We start from the raw sequence: 20,854 nt of genomic DNA, 5'->3' as shown, positions 1-20,854 counted from the left end.
ACGACTCGATAGAGCGTTTACAATTTGAAGTGTAACAAGGCACTCATTCGAGGAGGGTTAATACAGATGAAGAGAAAGAGAAGGTTTGCACTTGGCGTTACACTGGCGCTGACGATGGCATTGACTGCTTGCGGAGGTTCAGGTAACAGTAATGAAAGCGCTTCTGATTCGACAAAGCCTTCGGATTCAACGACTAGCGGACAAACGGACAAGGCAGTATGGTTCTCGTCCGTCGATTTCTGGAATCCACCAGCGAAATGGAATACGGATCCGAACTCGGTTCAGGGAGCTATTACAGCGAAGACGGGCCTTACATTCGAGTTCAACATTCCAGCGCAAGACGGGGATACGAAGCTCAACCTGATGCTGTTGTCCAACAAGGATTTCCCGGACGTACTGACGATTACGAACGACGTTATGGTCAAGAAACTGATTCAGTCGGGCAAGGTGTGGGAACTCGAAGAGTTTCTGAAGAAATACGATCCAGAATCTCATCTCCTCACAGATTTCCCTGCCGACGTCAAAGAGGTTATCGAGAAGCGTGATGGTGGGTTCTATGCTTTCCCGAGTCATATTAGTTCAGATGACGCTCGCAAAGTTTATCCGCCATCTGGCCAATTCTATATTGATACAGTGGACTATGCCTCCAATGGTGGAATTCTGGTCAACTCCAATATTCTTAAGGAAATAGGCATGACCTTGGACGATATCAAAACCGAGCAAGGGTTGCTGCAAGCATATGAGAAGGCTAAGGGCTTGAAGGTCAATGGAGCACCAGTCATCCCTCTGCTTGTTGACGGCAAAAGTTATCAGGACGCGACGCTGCCGTTCTTGCAATATACTTTCGGTGCAATGAGAGTGGATAAGGACGGCAACTATCGTGATTTGCTGCTCGCTCCAGAGACAAAAGATGCGCTGGGCTTCCTCTATAAGTCTATGAAGGGCGGTTATTTCGAACCAGGACAAATGACGGTCGATAACGCGGCAGTGAAGGCGGATATCGCTTCAGGACGTGTATTTACGTTCATCGGTAATACGGCGAATACGTCCTTTAACAATTATGACTACTGGACATCCTCGGGACCGATTTTATCCGATAGCGGGAAGAAGCCTACTATGGAAAAATCAACTCTCGCCGGTGGTGGCTGGATGAAGACGTTTATTTCTAAAGATACAAGGTATCCAGAAAAGCTGGCAAAATGGATTAGCTTTATGTCAAGTAAAGAAGGTATGCTGTTGAGTTCATACGGCTTCGAGGGTAGAGATTATACCTTTGACGACAAGGGGCTGCTCGTCAAAACAGAAGAGGGGTTGAAGAACGCGACAGATTATATGAACACTGGTGTCGGGGCATTCTGGCCATTTGCCCACACAACATTCTCTTATTCGATTCAACAACCTCCAACTATGGAAACTGATAAAGCTGCTGTAATTGCTGTTCAAGCGCAATCTGCCTATGGCAAGGACCCAGCCACTCAGAAGTATGTTAATAACTCACTGAACCTACCGGCCGACTATTTCGCTGCAGACAGCGAGAACTCAAACATTGAAACGCAGGTTAAAGCCTACAAAGAAGCGCAAATCGCTAAAATCATCATGTCGAAGAGCGATGAGGAATTCAATTCGCTGTATGAAGATATGGTCGCGCAGCTCAAGAAGCTCGGTCTCGAGAAAGTGGACGCGGAGAAGAACAAGTACGTGCAAGAGAAGAACAAGGAATACGGTATTGAAGTGAAAGGTATCAATTCCTAATTCACTTTGACAGACGAAGAGCAGGCAGCGGCAGGCCGGGTTACAGCTTGCTGCTGCTACTGCTTCCTGGAATGGAGGGAGCCGTAATGGCGATGACCGCAGACAAGGTGAGTGCAGAGAAACAGAAAGCTCCCAAGAAGCTGAAGTCTTTTAAGCTTGGGTTCGATTTCCGCACCCAATTGGAATTGAAATTAATGCTGCTGCCAGCAGTTTTGTTCATATTTCTATTTGATTTCACCCCGCTGTTCGGGCTGATTATGGCATTCAAGAACTTTGATCCTGTCATGGGGGTCAAGGGAATCTTCACGGCGGATTGGAACAACTTCACGCACTTCAAGCGGGTGTTCGATAACTTCCAATTCTGGCCAATGGTGCGCAACACGCTCGGCATTAACCTGATCGGCGCGGCCGTCAGCATTCCTTGTACGCTCATGTTTGCCTTGCTGCTCAATGAGATTCAGAATGCGAGATTCAAGTCTTTCGTTCAGACGATTACGTATCTCCCGCACTTCCTGTCGTGGGTTATATTCGGCGGACTGTTCATTACATTGCTCAACTCTGACGGTATCGTCAACTATGTGCTGCAGCAGCTCAATCTCATTGACTCTCCGATACAATTCCTTGCGGATCCTAGCTACTTCTGGGGCGTAGCCATCGGAACGGGACTGCTGAAGGATATCGGCTGGGGCGCGATTCTCTACTTGGCTGCGATGGCCGGTGTCGATCAGAGCCTGCATGAGGCAGCTTCGATCGATGGAGCGGGACGCTTCAAGCGAATGCTGCACATTACGATTCCAGGCATCCTGCCAACGCTGATGGTACTCGTTATATTCGCGGTGAGCGGCATGTTGAACAACAACTTTACCCAGATCTATGTCCTGCAAAATTCGCTGAACCTTCCGGCGAGTCAGGTTATCGATACGTATGTATACCAGACCGGTCTACTTAACTTCCAGTTCTCCTCGGCAACGGCGATTGGTCTGATGAAATCCGTATTCGCGTTGCTCTTGTTATTCGGTGCAAACTGGACGTCGAAGAAAATAACGAAATCGGGTTTATTCTAGGAGTGAGATTATATGGTTGGAGGCAAACACTTCGGAGAGCGCGTATTTAATGGTACGACGATGGCGCTCATGATTCTCTTGATGATCATGACCATGTATCCCTTCTGGTTCTCCGTCATTAGTTCATTAAACACGGGCGATGGCCTGCTTCGGTCACCTGTCTTCCTATGGCCGCGCGAATTTACGATTGCCAGCTGGAAGGCTGTGCTGAATGATCCTGGCATTCTGAAGGCTGCGGGCATTACAGCTTTAAGAACGGTCATCGTCACATTATTCTCTACATTGTACACTGCGATGTTCGCGTACGCGTTCTCTCGACCTTATTTGAAACGCAAAGGGTTCTATGCAACGATCGGCTTCATCAGCATGTATTTCAGCGGGGGCTTGATCCCGTCATACATGCTGATGACCTGGCTTGGTATCTACGATACGTTCTGGGTCTATATTCTGCCTTCGCTGTTCGGCGGCTTCTGGAACGTCATTATCTTCAATGCGAACTTCAAGAGCATTCCAGAAGCGTTGTTCGAATCGGCCAAAATGGATGGTGCGAGCGAGTTTCGCATTTTCTTCCAGATCATCACGCCGCTGTCCAAGCCGGTGCTTGCGGCATTGTCCGTCTTCACGGCGGTCGGCATCTGGAACGATTACGGCGCAACGCTGTACTTTACGCAGTCGCCTGATTTGCAGACGCTGCAATACGTCATTCTTCGGCTCATCCAATCGAACCGTGCGGTCGAGAACATGATGGGATCCGCCAACGGCGTCAACCTGGCGGTTCAGAGCCTCGTCAATCAAACAGGCGGCGTTGGTTCGGTAACCGCCCGCACGGTTGAATTGGCTGCAATGGTTATCGCTTCTCTGCCGATGATCATCATGTATCCTTTCGCACAGCGGTTCTTCGTGAAAGGGGTACTGCTGGGGTCGGTTAAGGGGTAGGGGTTTTAGAAACAGGCGTACTTCAATGATAGATTAGAAGAATGCATCCCGATCCGCATCATTTGAATCTGGGAATCCGCTATGCCTATATCTCAAGTCCTGAACTGTATAGCGGAAGCGAGTACTTTGATATTTTCTCCATCAACTGTTATGAGAAAGAATGCAATGCTGCGGTGGAAGAGGTGTACGCCAATGTGCGCATGCCGGTTATGGTTGGGGAGTTCCACTTCGGTTCCATAGATCGAGGGCTGCCAGCCACTGGTATTCGAGGGGCGAGAGACCAAGAGAACCGCGGCAAGGCTGTACGCCATTACATGGAACAAGCAGCGGCGCTGCCGTACTGCTTGGGCGTCCATCATTTTCAGCTGAATGACCAGCCTTACCTCGGTCGTTTCGACGGCGAGAATTACAACATCGGTCTTGTTGATGTCTGTAACCGTGAGTACGTGGAGGTCACGGGACCTCTGGCTGAAGCTAATAAACGGCTCTACTTGCTCCGACAGGGAGTCGAGAAGCCGATCTCGGAGAAGGTCGAGTATATTCCTGCGATTTTCTATTAAATTGGGGATAGGTCACGCCCACTTCTTCCGATACTGATGCGGCGTGATGCCCATGTGCGTTTTGAACAGCTTGCAGAAATAAGAGTTATTCGTTAAGCCAATCTCTTCGGCGATCCAGGAGATTGGCTTATTCGTCGTGGTGAGCAGCAGGACGGCTTGGTGAATCCGTCGAGTGATGAGATACTCCGTGATGCTGACGCCTGTCGCTTCTTTGAACAAATGTGACAGGTGATAAGAGGATAGATGCAGCGCTCCAGCCATATCATCGAGCCGGAACGGCTGCTTGTAATTCGCCTCGATCCAGCTAAGAATATGCTCCACCTGATAGTTGCGACGGCGGCCGTGATCGGCAGTCGGCTGTTCGCTCTGTTTACCCCACGCCTGCTTGATCGCACGGAAGAGACCGACGAGAAATAACGAGATTTCCTCGCGTTTGTCGGACTCTGACAGCGTCGGGATTAGCTCGTGCATGTTGCGGAACAGTTGATCCAGCATGCCCGTGTCATCGAGTTCATAGAGGCATGGATAGGGCAGTTTGCCCACATTGATATAGTTGTAGAACGCGTGAAGAGCTGGCCATGGTTCAAAATGCGCATCAAACATCGTTGGTTCGAATATCGCGAGCGAGCGTTCAAAACATTGATTGTCATCGTACTCCAACTGAAGGTGATGAAGCTGGTAGGGCTGAAAAATACACAGCATCCCCGGCTTAATGGCATAGCTGTTATTATTAACGATCATCGTCCCGCGGCCCTGATGAATGTACAGAATTTCGATGCCGAGGTGGGAATGGAACGTTTCCTTATGCTCGTAATTGACACTCTTGCGTTTATAGGCAAAATGCAATGGCGTATGTATCAGGCCATGTGCAAGCAGCGACATCCACTTGTCCTCCCTCTGTCAGCCAATCGTTCACTCTATCAGGATCTATTCTCACTATATCGAAACGCTTACATCGGTACAAGGAAAAACCGCAACAGAGCGTTATTTTCTCCGCTATGGAAGATCACTATCAACTGCCGGATCGGGCTATTATCAATGTATAACTAGCAGCGCAATGGAGGGGACATGAAACATGTTGAAGATAGCGATCATCGGCGCAGGAGCAATCTCGTCTGCTCATATTCAAAGTTACTTGCAGTTCCAGGATCGGTGTCAGATTGTTGCTCTATGCGATCTCTATACGGAGAAAGCAGAAGAGAAGAAACAGCAGTTCGGCCTTGATAGTGCGAAGGTTGTTAAGGACTATAAGGAGCTGCTTGAAGACGGTATCGATATCGTATCGGTGTGCATGCCGCCTTACTTCCACGCACCGGTCTCGATCGATTTCATGAACGCGGGCAGCCATGTTCTCGTGGAGAAGCCGATGGCAGCGTCGCTCGAAGAATGCGATGCGATGATTGAAGCAGCGGTGAAGAACGGGAAGATCCTCTCCGTTGTTGCGCAGAATCGGTTCACCAATCCGCTGATGAAGCTGAAGAGCGTACTGGACAGTGGGCTTGCGGGCAACATTTTGCATGCTCAAGTGGATTCCTTCTGGTGGCGCGGTCACTGCTACTATGACCTGTGGTGGCGCGGCACTTGGGAGAAGGAAGGCGGCGGCTGCACGCTCAATCATGCGGTTCACCATATCGATGCGCTGCTATGGATGATGGGACGGCCAACGCAAGTTCAAGCGTTCATGAGCAACGTTGCGCATGATAACGCGGAAGTCGAAGACTTGTCGATTGCGATGCTCAAATTCCCGAATGGCGCGCTGGGCCAAATTACGAGCTCGGTTGTTCATCACGGCGAAGAGCAGCAAATGATTTTCCAAGGTCAGAAGGCTCGGGTTTCGGCTCCTTGGAAGCTAACCGCATCCAGCTCCATGCAGAATGGATTCCCGAAGAAGGACGAAGAGCTGGAGCAGCAGATTACCCAGCTGTATAACGAACTGCCGGATCTCGCTTATAAGGGCCATGCGGCTCAAATCGACAACGTGCTGCGCGCAATCGAGACGGGCGGGCCTGTCCTGATTGACGGGGTGAGCGGGCGCAGTACACTGGAATTAATTACGAGCATCTACAAGTCTGCTTCGACTGGCGAGCTTGTACAGCTTCCGCTGGCGAAGGACGATCCTTTCTATACGGCGGAAGGCCTGAAGCAGCATGTTACGCATTTCTATGAGAAAAGCGGACACGTCGAGAATTTCGCCACTCAGCAGATTACGATCGGAACGAGCCTGGAAACCAAATAAAATATACGGATAACCGATAACAGGGAGGACGATTGCTATGTCATCGAACGACGGAATGAATTATGCCCCGAAGGGCAAGCCCAATCCGGTTGTGGAGCCGGGACAATTCGTAATCGCAGCGGTAGCGCTTGATCATGGTCACATCTATGGAATGGTGAATGGACTGCTGGAAGCGGGTGCGACGATCAAGTGGGTGTACGATCAAGATCGCGCGAGAGCGGAAGCGTTCGCTAAGCAATACCCGCAGGTGCGAATCGCAGACTCGGAGGAAGAAGTGCTGCAGGATGCGGAAGTGCAGCTCGTAGCAGGTGCGGCGATTACGTCCGAACGCTGCGCGCTTGGACTTCGTGTGATGGACTCGGGCAAGGACTATTTTACAGATAAAGCGCCGTTCACGACGTTGGAACAATTGGAATCCGCTCGTGCCAAGGTGCGTGAGACAGGTAAGAAATACGCGGTGTACTATAGTGAACGTCTGCACGTAGAGTCGGCAGTCTACGCAGGCCAACTTATTGAGCAGGGTGCGATCGGACGTGTTATCCAAGTCACGGGTTTCGGTCCTCACCGACTGAATGCGCCGGTACGGCCTGATTGGTTCTTCCAGAAGGAACGTTATGGCGGCATTATTTGCGATATTGGCAGTCACCAGATCGAGCAGTTTCTGTTCTATGCAGGTTGCAAGAAGGCAGAGGTGCTGCACAGCAAAATCGCCAACTACAACAACCCGCAGTACCCCGAGCTCGATGATTTCGGCGACGCAACGCTGCTTGGCGATAATGGCGCAACGGGTTACTTCCGCGTGGACTGGTTTACACCGGATGGGCTTAGCGTATGGGGAGACGGACGTACGCTCATTCTTGGAACGGAAGGCTATATTGAGCTGCGTAAGTACAACGATATCGGGAGAGAACGCACAGGCAATCACGTGTATCTAGCGAACCAAGAAGGCGAATTCCATTTCCATGTCAGCGGTCAAGTCGGCTATCCGTTCTTCGGGGAGCTTATTCTGGACTGCCTCAATCGGACGGAGAATGCGATGACCCAGGAGCATGCGTTCTTGGCGGCGGAGTTGTGCCTCCGGGCGCAGGTGGATGCGGTGAAGATTCAATAAGAGCAAAGCACTAAGCAGCACAACAGCCGGGCATCCGCTAGAGGATGGCCGGCTTATTTGTTACGGAAACTTGCGTATTGTATCTATCACTTAAAAAAAGCCCGGACTGCATTAGCAGCCGGGCGTTGTGCGATCAATTAGCAGACAACTGCACGGAGAATAATAACCAGCAGTATGAAAAGTACAAGAATTACACCAATGGAAGAAAATCCACCTGCACAGCTGCAGCTACAGCTACAGCTATAGCCACCTGCGCCACCTAAAAATCCCATTTGTCTTCCTCCTTTCTTGCTTCAGAAGCATTGTATGAGTTCATGCTGATCGTGGAGCGGGCACATGAACAAAATGGGCGAATGGAAGGGATCATTCGTTGTGACAAGCTATCTGTTTAACGACTAGTGTTGAGCAACACTTTACTCACGTAACTCGAATACCAGTCAATTCTTATGTGGTAAGACAAAGGTGGGACGTCATAGTTTTAACAATAGATTTATGGTGCGGAGATAGCGGCATGATCTTAAGAACTTCATAAGCTTGTCATGCCAGGGACGGAGGTAACAGAATGTCTTCTCATGGTGAAGGGGTACTTGCGGTTGGTTCCGGAGCAATCCTGATCGCGCTTGTTCAGGGATGGTATGAGTCAGGTTTATCCAATATCACCGTGCATGTAACGAACACGCAGCCTACAGACATAGGGGAGCTTAAGATCATATTGGAACAGGCGCTGCTCAGCGATTCGGAGGCAGCGCTGAATATCCTAGAAGCAGCAGAAGGCAATAAGGTGGATTGGGAGGCTGCGGTTCGACCGTACTCCTTTATCCTATATGCCGCTCAGCATGGTGACCTAGAGGAATTCCAGATGCTTCGGGCCGCTTGTTTGGCACAAAAGAAGCCGCTGCTCCCTGCTATGGGCTTGCAAGGAATAGGGTTGGCTGGACCGCTGTTAGACCCGGAAGAAGACGGTTGCTGGGAGTCCGCTTGGAGGTGCGTGCAAAGATCCATTGTTAAGGCGGACTGGCGGCCTTATTCGGCCGCGACTTCAACCTTATTATCGAATCTCATCGTGAATGAATGGCATAAATGGATGGCCGGTGAACCAAATTGCAGAAATCATTGCTATCTCCTGAATCCCCGCACGTTAGAAGGCAGCTGGCATCCGATTCATCTTCATCCGCTCCTATCCGGACATAAGCTTGGCTGCTCGATTATGGATCTCGAGCTTAATCTCGGAGCTGATCATGAACCTGATACAGAGGAATGGTTTACTTGGTTCGGCAGCATGACCTCAGAGGTGTCGGGCATTTTCCACGTTTGGGGGGAAGGGGCATTGAACCAGCTCCCGTTGGCGCAGTGTCTCGTCCATCCTGATGACCCGCTATCTGAAGAAGCTTCGAGACTTCCGGCTATCGTATGCAGTGGTTTTACACATGTAGAGGCTCGGCGTGAGTCAGCGCTTGCAGGGCTTGAAGCTTACACGGCTCGCATGGTGCCGCTGCTAGTTCCTGAGCCGCTCTCGCGTCAGCAGGAAAACATCCATATCGGAGCAGGGCTCACCTTCGCCGAAGCCGTTAGACGCGGGCTGAGTGCTTATTTATCTCAAGAGTTGGGCAAACGAACTATTCAACAAGAACTGATTCTCACGCCCATGGAATGTGCCCGAATTGAAGATATCCAATGCCGGTTTTATAAAGAGGCTTTAAGTATCCTAGAGGGCGAACCCGTAATCGCATCCGGCGAATCGTTGCTCGGTTTTCCGGTCGTATGGGTTAACTCGGGTGATTCTTGGTATGGCGGCGTTAACCTTAATCGAACGCTTGCGCTTCGCCAATCGCTGCACAAAGCTTTGATGAAAACGGAGGCTGCCCCCGTTTCTTCTGTGTTATGGAATGAACACCAGCAGAGACCCGAGAGCATTACGATCTCCGCTGCTAGTCTTATCGATAATGCACTATGGGTTCGATCTGCTGTTCAGACTTTGAATGAGCATCGTATAGACCTGGAGGTCTTCGATCTAAGGTGTGAGTCAATCTGGAGAGACGGGTCGATTAAGGTGGTTGGCATTATGCTATGTGAGGAGGTTTCCTCATGCATACAGTAGCGGTTATTGGAGAAGGGCCGCTCGCGGATACGGTGTGCAAACATTTAACTTGGACCGACACCGTGCGAAGACCGGATTTCAGTGATATTCCGCCCTCTGCTGGATTGGCATTGGTGTTGGGAGGGAGCGCCTCCATTCATCTTGAAGCAGGAGAGATACTGCAGCCGCTTAGCATTCCTTGGATATGCTGTTATGTGTCTAGAGGAGAAGGAGTGGTGGGACCGCTAACCCGTCCCGGGAAACCCGGTTGTTCCCAATGTGCGGAAATCAGGCGTTCCAGAGCGGGACGCGACGGCGGGGAGATAGAGGATGAGCTAATGAATCTGGTCTTTCCCGATCTTACTCCGCCGCCTCTCGAAGAGCTGTCCCCTTCGGGATTACGACATTTGGCCTGCATTCTCTCTGAAGAAGTGGCGAGGGCACTACGAGGTGAAGAAGCGCATTCCGAGGGCGGCATTTATATCGTTAACCTTGATACGATGAGCACCACAATCCATCGCGTCTTGCCAGAGTCCAATTGTCCGGTGTGCAGCCAATTGCCGGAAGATTCGATGGAGTCAGCCCAAATTATACTAAGATCGAGCATGAAGTTGAGTCGGAATCAATATCGCAGCCGTTCGATGAGTGATCTGCAGAAGGTACTGGCTAAGGATTATTGGGATAACCGAACCGGACTATTAAACGGCAAGCAGTTTGACCTTCTATCTGCTTTTGCTAGCAGCGCTGTAAACCTTCCTACAAGCATGTTTAACGAGGTGACAGGCGGTCATTCCCACTGTTATGCAGATAGCGAGTTAGCTGCCATCTTGGAAGGATTAGAACGATATTGCGGCTTCGCTCCCCGGGGCAAACGAACGGTTGTATACGACAGCTATTCCAACCTGAAAGACACAGCGATGGATCCGTCACAGGTGGGGTTTCATGTACAGGAGCAGTTCGAGCAGCCGGAATTTCCCTTCGCCCCTTATGATCCTTCCGCTGCAATGTCATGGGTCTGGGGATATTCGTTTCTACAGGAACGTCCGATTCTAGTCCCTGAGCGGCTGGGCTATTACAGTTTCGGCTTTGAAGGGGGCTTTGTTTATGAGACCTCCAACGGTTGCGCGATTGGGGGTAGTCTGGAGGAAGCGATCTTGTACGGCTTATTAGAGGTCGTTGAACGAGATTCGTTCTTGATGACTTGGTACGCTAGACTGCCTGTACCTCGGCTCGATTATCGTTCCTCGGGAGACAAGGAACTCATGCTGATGATCGAGCGTTTAAGAGCAGTATCTGGATACGACGTGCAGCTATATAACACGACGATGGAGAACGGGATTCCAAGCATCTGGGCAGCAGCGAAGGGAGGAGCGGATCAGCGATTGAACCTTGTCTGCGCTGCGGGGGCTCATCTGGATCCGATTCGTGCTGCTAAGGGTGCTATACATGAGTTGGCTGTCACGATTACAAGGATGGAGGGACGTTGGCACGAGCGGCAGGAAGAGGCAGAGGCTATGTTTCATGACGCTTCCCTCGTTCAGAGCATGGAGGATCATGCCCTGCTATACAGCTTGCCGCAATCGGAGGAGCGGCTTGGATTTCTACTGGATGAACAGCGGCCGACGCGGACGTTCCAGGAAGAGTTCAGTTCAGTCTGGATGAATGATGATTTAACAGATGATCTGCTTCAAGTTCTACAGACGTTTCGCAGCTTGAAACTGGATGTCATCGTCATCGATCAGTCATCGAGCGAGACGCTCCGCAACGGCCTTCACTGCGTCAAAGTGCTGATACCGGGAATGCTGCCGATGACGTTCGGACACCAGTTTACCCGATTAGTCGGCCTCGACAGAGTATTAGAGGTACCGATGAAACTGGGATATACGGATCATCGGCTGTCGCCTGAGGAGCTTAACCCTTATCCGCATCCGTTTCCATAGAATAAGGATAGTCATTCGAGGGAGGGTACTCCATCAGTTACAATAGGTGACTGGGGATACCCTCCTTGTTTGTTTATCGCTAGTTATCCTGCTTAGAAAGTCGGTTCTTATAGTCTGTTGGCGTCATTCCTGTGCACTGCTTAAATATGCGACTAAAATAGAACGGATCCGGATAGCCGACGACCTCGCCTACCTCTTTCACGGAAAACTCGTTGTGCAGGGAAAGCAAATGCTTGGCATCGTTGATTCGCAGCGACATGATATATTTGGAGGGCGGCTCGCCGGTATATTTCAGAAAAATTTTGCTTAAATGCGATGCATTGATGTTGAATTGCCGAGCGATATCCTCAAGAAGAAGCTCTTGCGTGTAATTGGCCTTAATGAAGGCGGCCACTGCTTTCACGATCTCCTCCGGCGAGTATTGACGACTGGTTAGCAGCTTTGGGGATTTTAAAGCCGAGCGCTCGTTTTCGATCGTTAATTTCAGCTTCGCCAGCATATCCTCGAGCTCTTGCTTTTTAACCGGCTTGAGCAAATAATCGCTGACATTCAATTTGAGCGCCTGCTGCGCGTATTCAAATTCGCTGTAGCCGCTTATAATGATCTTTTTGACAATCGGATAATCTCGGTCTACCGTCTTGATTAAGTCGATGCCGTCCATCATGGGCATATGGATATCCGTAATAATGACATCGGGCACTTGCGTGTCTTTCATAAATTGAAGAACGCGCTCGCCGTCGATTGCGGCCAGAATGACCTGAAAGGAAGCGTCGGTCCGCTGGATTTGATGGACTAGCGTTCGAAGCAGCAAGGGCTCGTCTTCGGCTACGATGATGGAGATCGGTTTCATCGTTTCTCCCCCTATCTTTATCTCTTCATATGCAATGGACCGCCGATCGAGACGACGGCGCCTCGTTCAGGCAAGTTCCGAATATCGAAATACATAAGGTTTCGATAGTGCAGCTTCAAGCGGATGAATACGTTAAGCAATCCCATCCCATGCAATTGGAGGGCTGGAAGCACATTGTTCTGTTCAATCTCGTTAATTTGCTCATAGATGCGGGATATTTCCTTCTCATCGAAGCCCGGCCCGTTATCCGTTACGTCGATAATCCACCGATTATCGACGATTCTGCCGCTGACCGTGATCGCCCAAGGAGGACTTGTTCTCGTGCCGTATTTCAATGCATTTTCAACCAACGGCTGAATCATGATTTTCGGGATTTGAATGCGATTGATCGACGATTCCAAGTCAATGGCGCATGACAGCATATCTCCATAACGGAGCTTCATGCAAGTGATGTACATGTCGGTATATTGGATTTCCGTCTGCATATCGACCAGAGCCGATTCATCGGCGCCGATATACCTCATCATGTCGGACAAGTTATCGCACATGACAATGATCTCTTCGTTCATTTGTTCATAAGCCATGGCGCTAATCGTCGCAAGCGAATTGTACAGGAAATGCGGATTCATCTGCGATTGGAGCGCGGTCATTCGAGCTTGAAGCTCCTGCGATTGAGCAAGGAGCAACTGATCGAAGGACTCTTTGAGCCTGGCATTCATCTTCACGAAAGAAGCATTCAGCCGATCCCATTCGTTTAGGCCGCTGTTAAGCTCTATAACGGAACCGGATACAAGCGATTCGAGGCTCATTGCCTTAATTGTTTGATTCAGCTTGCTTAATGGACTTGTCATTCTCTTGGATGCGAAGTACGACATAATGATGAGTAGAGCTAAGATGAGAAGCGTAACCAAGACCGCCAATCGCGTAAATTTATTAAGCGGAGAGAGCAGAGACTGGTTCGAGATCATGACCGCGATATTCCAGTTCGTCAGGTCCGAATGCTTGATTGTAAGCAATACTTTATCCTTCGTCTCCGGGTTGGTAATATAGGTGCGCTGATCGGACGAGAAGAGATTGGCCGGATTGCGCATGATGCTATTGACGATTTGACGGTCCGACAGGGATGAATCGTAAGGGTATATGATTTCGCCGGCATCGGAATAAATGATGACCTGCTCGAGGGACGGATCATTCTGCGCAAGCTGGATAAAGCTGCTGAAAACCTTGTTATAGCTCTGCTTCACTTCCACGATGCCTTTGGGTTCATCGTATTTGTCCGAGAAGTAGCGGTACAAGGATAGCGATACATTATTTTTTAAATTAACGGAGCTGTAGCCTGATTGGGACAAGGCAAGCACTTTCTTCTTCTTGTTCTTTTCTACCGCCGCATACCAGGGTTGGCTCTTGACATCGACCTTCTTCTGGCTGTTATCGAAGCCGACTCCGATCGAGGTGCCGGAAAATAAGTGCAAATAGACCTGTTGAACGGGGTAGGAGGGACCGACCAAGGCAACCAGAATATCATAAATGTCCGTAATCGGTTTATTCATTCGATCGCCTGAATTCAATGGCGGCGCATTCAACATCTCGCTGCCGCTCGACGTATCGAAGGCCGAGATGCGGTCTGAAATGAGATTGGAGTATAAAATGCTGACAGAAACGGAATCCAGCTTCTGCACCTCCAGATCAAGCTGCGTCTGCAGCGATGACGAGAGCTCCGAGATGGAGTCGAACGCTTTTGTTTTCAATAGATTGGAAGACCATAAGTGGAAAAGCGAGAACAGTAAGGAAATGCCGATCACAATAATCGACGAGTAGGTAAGGAATAAGGTCATATGAATGGAGCGAGGCTTCCTTATCATATCGCAGCGGTCTCCCATAATCTTGAGTAGTTGTGTTTTACATTGTGCATGCAAGATGAAATCGTTGTCAACCCTCGGAAATATTGTGCAAAGAAACGCACAAACCTCTGCATGGAGAAGATGTAAGCGCATTTATATAATGATAGTGCAGCATGATGAATGCGTTTTCAATAATAACGATAGAAAAGGGGAGTTTCTATGAAGAAAGCACTTAGCATGTTTCTGGTTCTTGGTCTTGTAGGCGGAATGCTCAGCGCATGCGGCAATTCCGACAGCGGCGGCTCTGCATCCCAAGACACGAACTCCGAGACGAAGGAGCCCGCTGCACCAAGCGCGGAGAAGAAGAAGAATGTAACCTTGTCCTACCTGGCAAGCCAGGATTGGATTAAAGACCCGGAGATGAAGCTTGCGGAGAAGTTCGAAGAACAGACGGGCATTCATATTGATTATCAGATCGTTCCGTCGGATCAATATTCCAACGTGCTGAAGGCGAAGATGGCTGCCGGCGAAGCGCCTGATATTTTCGGCGGACAAAGCGGCAAATTCGATCTGGGCTCGCTATATGACGTCGAGAACAACGCAGTCGACCTGACGAACGAAGAATGGGTGAAAAGAGAAGATCCGCTCTTCATAGAGCAATCGACTTGGAAATCCAAGGTCTATGCGATGACGATCTGGGATCCTAGCGCCAGCTGGATCATCGTCTACAACAAGCCGATATTCGAGAAGCTTGGCTTAAGCGTTCCGAAGAGCTATGACGAGTTCCTCAAGGACTGCGAAGCGATTAAGGCTTCCGGCGTCACGCCGATCTATGAGCCGGTCTCGGATGGATGGCATCATGTGTTATGGTTCCCTGAACTCGGCGTCAGGTACGAGGAACAGGATCCGGGGCTTGCGAACAAGCTGATCAACAACGAGGAGAAATTTGAAAATGCGGCCGTTCTAGAGCAATCGCTCACGCAATTCAATGAACTTGTGCAAAAGGGCTATCTCGGCGACAACGCCTTCTCCAATACGTATGCGGATACAGAGAAGAACATGGCAAGCGGCAAATATGCAATGACCGTCTATAACATCGGCCTGCCTGCTCAAATAGAGAAAGCCGTCTCGGGCAGCAAAGCCTCGGACTACGGATTTTTCCCGATTCCGCTTAACGATAACCAAGACCTTAACGTTAACCCTGCCGCTCCGAGCAAGTTTATTTCAAGCAGCTCGAAGCATATCGAGGAAGCCAAGCAGTATTTCGCATTCTTGGCGCAGCAGGACAATCTCCAGTACTTGCTCGATAACGAGCCGAAATTCACGACGCTGAACTTCTCGGGTGTGAATGCCAAGTTCACCGAAGAACAGAAGACGTTCTTCGATGCCTACGGCAAAAAGTCGGGTACGGTATATCAAACGGCCATCAATTATTTGAATCCGCAATGGATGGATATCGGCAAGGACATGGCGGCTATGATGGGCAAACAAATGTCGGCCAAGGATGTGCTGAAGAACATCGACAAGAGGCGGGCGCAGCAAGCCAAAACGGCAAACGATCCGAACTGGAAATAAGATACGCCGCATAGGAGATGATGCAGGGCTCGATGATGAACGTTGATATCGGGCCCTGTTCGATCGAATGCTTGATGGGACGGGGAGTGGATCATGACTAGACGCATATATCCGTTTTATTTTATCGCTATCGCGTTGTTCTTCTACATTGTATTTGCGGTTGTTCCCAGCTTGATGGGGATTTACCTGTCCTTCACGGACTGGAACAGCTATTCGAGAGCGATTCATTATGTCGGGCTGGACAACTATCGTACGATTTTCTCGTCGGATGAAAACTTCATGCATGGCATTCGCAATACAGTCGTTTTTACAATTGCAACGATCGTTCTCAAAACCATCGTTGGTCTGCTCATAGCGGTCCTCGTGAATAAAGGGATCAAGCTGAAAAACGTTCATCGCGTCGTCATCTTTTTGCCTTCCGTCGTCCCGATGCTGGTGGTGGGTATTATATTCAAGTCCATCTTCAATCCGGAGACCGGTTTAGTGAACGGCGTGCTGCGCGCAGTTGGATTAAATCAGTGGACGCAGCACTGGTTGACGGACATAAATTGGGCTTTCAAGTCCATTATTGCGGTCGATGTATGGAAAGGCGCAGGGTACATTATGGTCATTCTGTTGGCTGGCATTCAGTCGATCTCGCACTCCTACTACGAAGCTGCGGATATCGATGGAGCGGGTCCTTGGCTGAAGTTCAAATATATTACCTTGCCGCTGCTTATGCCGGCTCTTACGGTTACGACCGTGCTGAATCTACTGTATGGCCTGAAAATATTCGATACGGTGTACGTTCTGACCAATGGCGGCCCGGGGTATGCCACGGAGGTCGTATACACGCAGGTATTCAATCAGTTTACTCTCGGAAGCTACGGCATCGGCACAGCATTGATTACCGTGCTGTTTGTCATTATGACCATACTGGGCTACTTCGCCATTAAGCTGATGTCAAGAGAGGAACAGAACGGATGATAACCAAACAATGGATAAGAGGCCCCATTCAGAATATCGTGATCGGCTTGGTAAGTCTTATTGCGATCATCCCGATCTTGCTCATAGTCGTCAATGCGCTGAAGGCGGCGCCCGAAGCCAGTTCCATGAGCTTCAGCCTTCCTCGCGAACTGCATTTCTCGAATTTCGCGACGGTTATCGAGAAGGGCAAGCTGGGCCGTTCCTTTGCGAACAGCTTGCTGTATTCGACCGTATCGTCTCTGCTCTGCATACTCTTCTCGTCGATGGCGGCCTATGTGCTTGGACGAAACAAGACGAAGTTCTATCGCTTTCTGTACTTGTTTATGATCATGGGAATCGCCTTGCCGCTCAACTATTTTACATTGATCGATGTGATGAAGTGGACGCATCTGATGAACACCCAAGCGGGCATCATCGTTCTGTACATGGTCACGCAAATTCCATTCAGCGTGTTCATCCTGTACGGGTTTATCGGAGGCGTGCCGAAGGAGCTGGACGAAGCGGGCGTCATCGATGGATGCGGTTCGCTTAGGTTGTTTTTCTCTGTTATTTTTCCGATGCTTCAGCCGGCCGCGGTGACGGTCTTCATCTTATCTTTCCTCAATACGTGGAACGAGTTTCTAATGCCGTTGTATTATTTGAACAGTGCTCAGAAGTGGCCGATGACGCTGGCTGTTTATAACTTTTTCGGGCAGTTTCAGCAGTCGTGGAATTTGGTGAGCGCAGATATTATTTTGACGATTTTGCCCGTTATTATCATCTACCTGCTCGGTCAGCGCTTCATTATTGCCGGCATGACGAGCGGATCCGTGAAAGGGTAAGAGAAGGAGGAAGCTATGCCAATCTTAAAGCATGATGCGGTGCCGGACGGACTTGTGCTGGAGACGACGGAGGGCAGGCTGCAGCTAACGGTTTGCGCAAGCCGCATCGTACGTATTCGTTATACGGTGGAGACTTCGTTCAGCGAGCAGGAAAGCCTGATGATCGTGCCGCGGGAGGCGAACACCTCCCCTTATGTCATTCAAGACGAGAATGACTATGTGAAATTAAGTACAACCGAGCTTTCTATCCATATCGATAAAAGAACATGCGCTTTGGCCTATTACGATGCCGGAGGAAAACTGCTGACGAGAGAGCCGAACCGAGGCGGTAAAACGCTTGTGCCCGTCGACGTCGTCAAATCGGTCTTCGACGAAGACGCCCTGCTCGAAACAGGACAAGGAGCGGATGGGCTGAGGGTCCGGGCGGGCAATATCAAGAAGGTCGTCGACCGGCAAGCCTACCGTACGAAGCTGGCGTTCGAATGGCAGGATGACGAGGCGTTATACGGGCTCGGATCGCATGAAGAAGGCATGTTCAACCTGCGGGGGCAGCATCAATATCTCTATCAGCAAAATATGAAGGCGGTTGTCCCCGTCCTTGTCTCGACTCTCGGGTATGGGATTCTGGTCGACAGCTATTCTCTTATGACCTTTCATGACGACGCGTTCGGCTCTTATCTATCGACCGACGTGGACGATGAGATGGACTACTATTTCATTTACGGTCCGGAATTGGATGGGGTCGTGCAAGGCGTCAGGTTCTTGACCGGCAAGGCGCCGATGCTGCCGAAGTGGGCATTCGGTTATGTACAATCCAAAGAGCGTTACACCTCTTCGCAGGAGCTGATCGATACCGTTCGCGAATTTCGGTCGCGACAGCTGCCGATCGATTGCATCGTTCTGGACTGGAAATCTTGGACAGGCGAGCTATGGGGACAGAAGACGCTTGATCCGGAGCGGTTTCCCGATCCGAAGAAGATGATGGAGGAGCTTCACCAATTGGATGCGCGCTTGATGGTATCCATCTGGCCGATCATGAATCCGAACAGCGACAATCATAGAGAGATGGCTGAACACGGAGGATTGCTAGGCAATCGAGCCAATTACGATGCGTTCTCGGAGAAAGCGAGAAGCCTTTACTGGAAACAAGCATACGAGGGTTTGTTCGCTCATGGCATCGATGCATGGTGGTGCGATTGCACGGAGCCGTTCGAGGCCGATTGGAAGGGAGCCGTGAAGCCCGAGCCGGAGGAGAGGCTGCGGATCAATACGGAGGAAGCGAAGCTCTATCTGGATCCAGCTTACATCAATGCCTATTCGCTGCTTCACTCTCGCGGCATTTACGAAGGTCAGCGTGCTGCGAGCGACAGCAAACGGGTAGTCAATTTGACCCGATCCGCTTATGCGGGACAGCATCGTTACGGCACGATCACTTGGTCGGGGGATATTGCCGCCAATTGGGAGACGCTGCGCAAACAAATTCCGGACGGATTGAATTTCTGTGCAACGGGCTCTCCTTATTGGACGTTGGATATAGGCGCCTTCTTCGTTCAGAACAAGCCCGACCTGTGGTTCTGGAACGGAGATTACGATGCTGGCGTCGAGGATTTGGGCTATCGCGAATTATACGTGCGATGGTTCCAATATGGTGCATTTCTGCCGATGTTCCGGTCTCATGGCACGGACACTCCCCGCGAAATATGGCGGTTCGGCGAGCCGGGCGAGCCTTTTTACGAGACGCTTGTCTTTTTCCTCCGGCTTCGCTATCGGCTTCTTCCGTATATTTACTCCTTGGCGGCTCGCGTCTTCCGGGAGGACTATACGCTAATGCGTGCGCTGCCGTTCGATTTCCGTCATGACAGCGGAACCTTCGATATCGACGATCAGTTCATGTTCGGTTCGGCTCTGATGGTCTGCCCGATTACGAAGCCTATGTACTATGATATCGGGTCGACGCCGATCGAAGGGGCGGATAAGACGAGAAACGTATATTTGCCAGCAGGCTCCACGTGGTACGACTATTGGGAGCATAGCGTTCATCAGGGCGGCCAGACCATTGCAGCGAATGCTCCTCTTGAGCGAATTCCTCTCTATGTTCGTTCCGGATCCATCCTGCCGATGGGCGACGACTTACAGCATGTTGAGGATCATTCCCACGAGTACTTGTACATCCGAGTGTATGCGGGTCAGAACGGCTCGTTCGACTACTATGAGGATGAGAACGACAATTACAGCTATGAGACGGGCAGCTGCGCAATTATGTCCATGCACTGGGACGAGGAACGAAGAGTGTTGGCGATCGGCGATAGGCAAGGCTCCTATCCCGGCATGATCAATCAACGCAAGCTGATCATTATGCTGTTCGATTCCCAGGTCTCGCAGCCGCCTCAGTCTCCGACGATTAAAGATGTGCATTATACGGGAAGCTTCATCGAAGTGTCGTTCTAGTGCGATTGATCAGAATAACGAATAGAGGATAGAGCTGAGATTGTGATATAGTAGGGGAAAAGTCGCGATGCGAGGAAAAGGTGAAGCACTCTGAAAGCGAATCGGATGGAAGCCTTCAGCGATGGTGTGTTGGCGATCATCATTACGATCATGGTGTTAGAATTTAAAGTGCCGGAAGGCCATGACTGGAACGCATTGATCGAACTGGGCCCCAAAATACTTAGCTACATTTTCAGTTTTGTTTATGTTGGCATCTACTGGAACAATCATCATCATCTCCTGCATATGGTTCGAACGATGAACGGGGGGTTGATGTGGCTTAACCTGCTGCTTCTTTTCTGGTTGTCCCTTATACCGTTCACGACAGCTTGGATGGGAGACAGCCATTTTGCTGCCACTCCAACAGCGCTGTACGGTATTATTCTACTGCTAGCGGCATCTGCGTATTGGCTGCTTCAGCGCGGGATTTTTAAGCAGCATGCCCACGATCCTAATTTCGTTCGATTGATCGGGAAAGACTGGAAGGGGAAACTATCTCCATTGCTTTACTTGACCGCAGTCTTGACTGCATATGCGAGTACATGGATATCCGGCTTCTTCTTTGTACTTGTTGCCGTGGTCTGGTTCGTGCCAGACAAGCGAATCGAGCACGCTCTGCACAATAAAGCAAGCTGAAT

Annotated in this window: 17 protein-coding genes; 13 read left to right on the top strand and 4 right to left on the bottom strand. The window is 50.2% G+C overall.

All coding sequences use genetic code 11. From position 1 onward, the window contains the following. Positions 1–66: 66 nt before the first annotated feature. The 4 genes from H8B09_RS23620 to H8B09_RS23605 all read left to right on the top strand — a co-directional run bounded on the left by H8B09_RS23620 (position 67) and on the right by H8B09_RS23605 (position 4,312). Positions 67–1,752 carry a type 2 periplasmic-binding domain-containing protein gene (locus H8B09_RS23620; protein WP_191206033.1) on the top strand — a complete coding sequence of 562 codons (1,686 nt, stop codon included), beginning with the start codon at positions 67–69 and terminating at the stop codon, positions 1,750–1,752. 86 nt (positions 1,753–1,838) lie between these two features. Then, the gene (locus H8B09_RS23615) at positions 1,839–2,816 is read left to right on the top strand and encodes an ABC transporter permease (protein WP_224753917.1); all 978 of its coding nucleotides are present in this window, start codon (positions 1,839–1,841) and stop codon (positions 2,814–2,816) included. 12 nt (positions 2,817–2,828) lie between these two features. Next, the gene (locus H8B09_RS23610; RefSeq protein ID WP_191206032.1) at positions 2,829–3,752 is read left to right on the top strand and encodes a carbohydrate ABC transporter permease; all 924 of its coding nucleotides are present in this window, start codon (positions 2,829–2,831) and stop codon (positions 3,750–3,752) included. Positions 3,753–3,793: 41 nt separating this feature from the next. Then, a complete protein-coding gene (locus H8B09_RS23605) occupies positions 3,794–4,312 on the top strand; it encodes a hypothetical protein (RefSeq protein ID WP_224753916.1) in 519 nt (172 codons plus the stop codon). Between the two features lie 12 nt (positions 4,313–4,324). On the opposite strand, the gene H8B09_RS23600 is transcribed toward H8B09_RS23605, so the two are convergent. Next, positions 4,325–5,194 (bottom strand): AraC family transcriptional regulator, encoded by an 870-nt coding sequence (locus H8B09_RS23600; RefSeq protein ID WP_191206030.1) that lies wholly within the window; start codon positions 5,192–5,194, stop codon positions 4,325–4,327. A gap of 193 nt (positions 5,195–5,387) precedes the next feature. Between H8B09_RS23600 and H8B09_RS23595 the strand changes: the two genes are divergently transcribed. Together H8B09_RS23595 and H8B09_RS23590 are read left to right on the top strand one after the other, a co-directional pair. Further along, positions 5,388–6,548 carry a Gfo/Idh/MocA family protein gene (locus H8B09_RS23595; RefSeq protein WP_191206029.1) on the top strand — a complete coding sequence of 387 codons (1,161 nt, stop codon included), beginning with the start codon at positions 5,388–5,390 and terminating at the stop codon, positions 6,546–6,548. A gap of 37 nt (positions 6,549–6,585) precedes the next feature. Further along, on the top strand, positions 6,586–7,659 hold the full coding sequence (locus H8B09_RS23590; RefSeq protein WP_191206028.1) for a Gfo/Idh/MocA family protein: 1,074 nt from the start codon (positions 6,586–6,588) through the stop codon (positions 7,657–7,659). A 137-nt stretch (positions 7,660–7,796) separates the two neighbouring features. Here the strand turns inward: H8B09_RS23590 and H8B09_RS30720 are convergent, their stop codons facing one another. After that, positions 7,797–7,931 (bottom strand): YjcZ family sporulation protein, encoded by a 135-nt coding sequence (locus H8B09_RS30720; RefSeq protein ID WP_224753915.1) that lies wholly within the window; start codon positions 7,929–7,931, stop codon positions 7,797–7,799. Positions 7,932–8,221: 290 nt separating this feature from the next. Here H8B09_RS30720 and H8B09_RS23585 point away from each other — a divergent pair, with 290 nt between their 5' ends. After that, positions 8,222–9,757, top strand: coding sequence for a hypothetical protein (locus tag H8B09_RS23585; RefSeq protein WP_191206027.1), 1,536 nt, complete (start codon positions 8,222–8,224; stop codon positions 9,755–9,757). Continuing rightward, positions 9,745–11,676: a TOMM precursor leader peptide-binding protein gene (locus tag H8B09_RS23580; RefSeq protein ID WP_191206026.1), complete on the top strand. Its 1,932-nt coding sequence runs from the start codon at positions 9,745–9,747 to the stop codon at positions 11,674–11,676. The genes H8B09_RS23585 and H8B09_RS23580 overlap by 13 nt, the downstream gene beginning before the upstream one ends. 79 nt (positions 11,677–11,755) lie before the next feature. On the opposite strand, the gene H8B09_RS23575 is transcribed toward H8B09_RS23580, so the two are convergent. After that, positions 11,756–12,526, bottom strand: coding sequence for a response regulator transcription factor (locus H8B09_RS23575; RefSeq protein WP_191206025.1), 771 nt, complete (start codon positions 12,524–12,526; stop codon positions 11,756–11,758). Between the two features lie 17 nt (positions 12,527–12,543). Continuing rightward, positions 12,544–14,388, bottom strand: coding sequence for a sensor histidine kinase (locus H8B09_RS23570; protein ID WP_191206024.1), 1,845 nt, complete (start codon positions 14,386–14,388; stop codon positions 12,544–12,546). A gap of 198 nt (positions 14,389–14,586) precedes the next feature. Between H8B09_RS23570 and H8B09_RS23565 the strand changes: the two genes are divergently transcribed. The 5 genes from H8B09_RS23565 (at position 14,587) to H8B09_RS23545 (ending at position 20,852) form a co-directional block, all read left to right on the top strand. Beyond that, entirely contained in the window at positions 14,587–15,942 is a 1,356-nt protein-coding gene (locus H8B09_RS23565; RefSeq protein WP_191206023.1) for an ABC transporter substrate-binding protein, read from the top strand. Between the two features lie 93 nt (positions 15,943–16,035). Continuing rightward, positions 16,036–16,908, top strand: a complete 873-nt coding sequence (locus H8B09_RS23560) for a carbohydrate ABC transporter permease (RefSeq protein WP_224753914.1) — start codon at positions 16,036–16,038, stop codon at positions 16,906–16,908. Then, complete coding sequence (locus H8B09_RS23555) at positions 16,905–17,729, top strand: carbohydrate ABC transporter permease (RefSeq protein ID WP_191206022.1); 825 nt, start codon at positions 16,905–16,907, stop codon at positions 17,727–17,729. The genes H8B09_RS23560 and H8B09_RS23555 overlap by 4 nt, the downstream gene beginning before the upstream one ends. A 15-nt stretch (positions 17,730–17,744) precedes the next feature. After that, positions 17,745–20,177, top strand: coding sequence for a glycoside hydrolase family 31 protein (locus H8B09_RS23550; RefSeq protein WP_191206021.1), 2,433 nt, complete (start codon positions 17,745–17,747; stop codon positions 20,175–20,177). Between the two features lie 90 nt (positions 20,178–20,267). Next, positions 20,268–20,852: a TMEM175 family protein gene (locus H8B09_RS23545; RefSeq protein WP_191206098.1), complete on the top strand. Its 585-nt coding sequence runs from the start codon at positions 20,268–20,270 to the stop codon at positions 20,850–20,852. Positions 20,853–20,854: the final 2 nt, after the last annotated feature.

The sequence above is a fragment of the Paenibacillus terricola genome, assembly GCF_014779765.1.
Lineage (GTDB): Bacteria > Bacillota > Bacilli > Paenibacillales > Paenibacillaceae > Paenibacillus_T > Paenibacillus_T terricola.
Note: the sequence above shows the minus strand (reverse complement) of the source record. Positions and strands in the feature narration are given on the sequence as shown.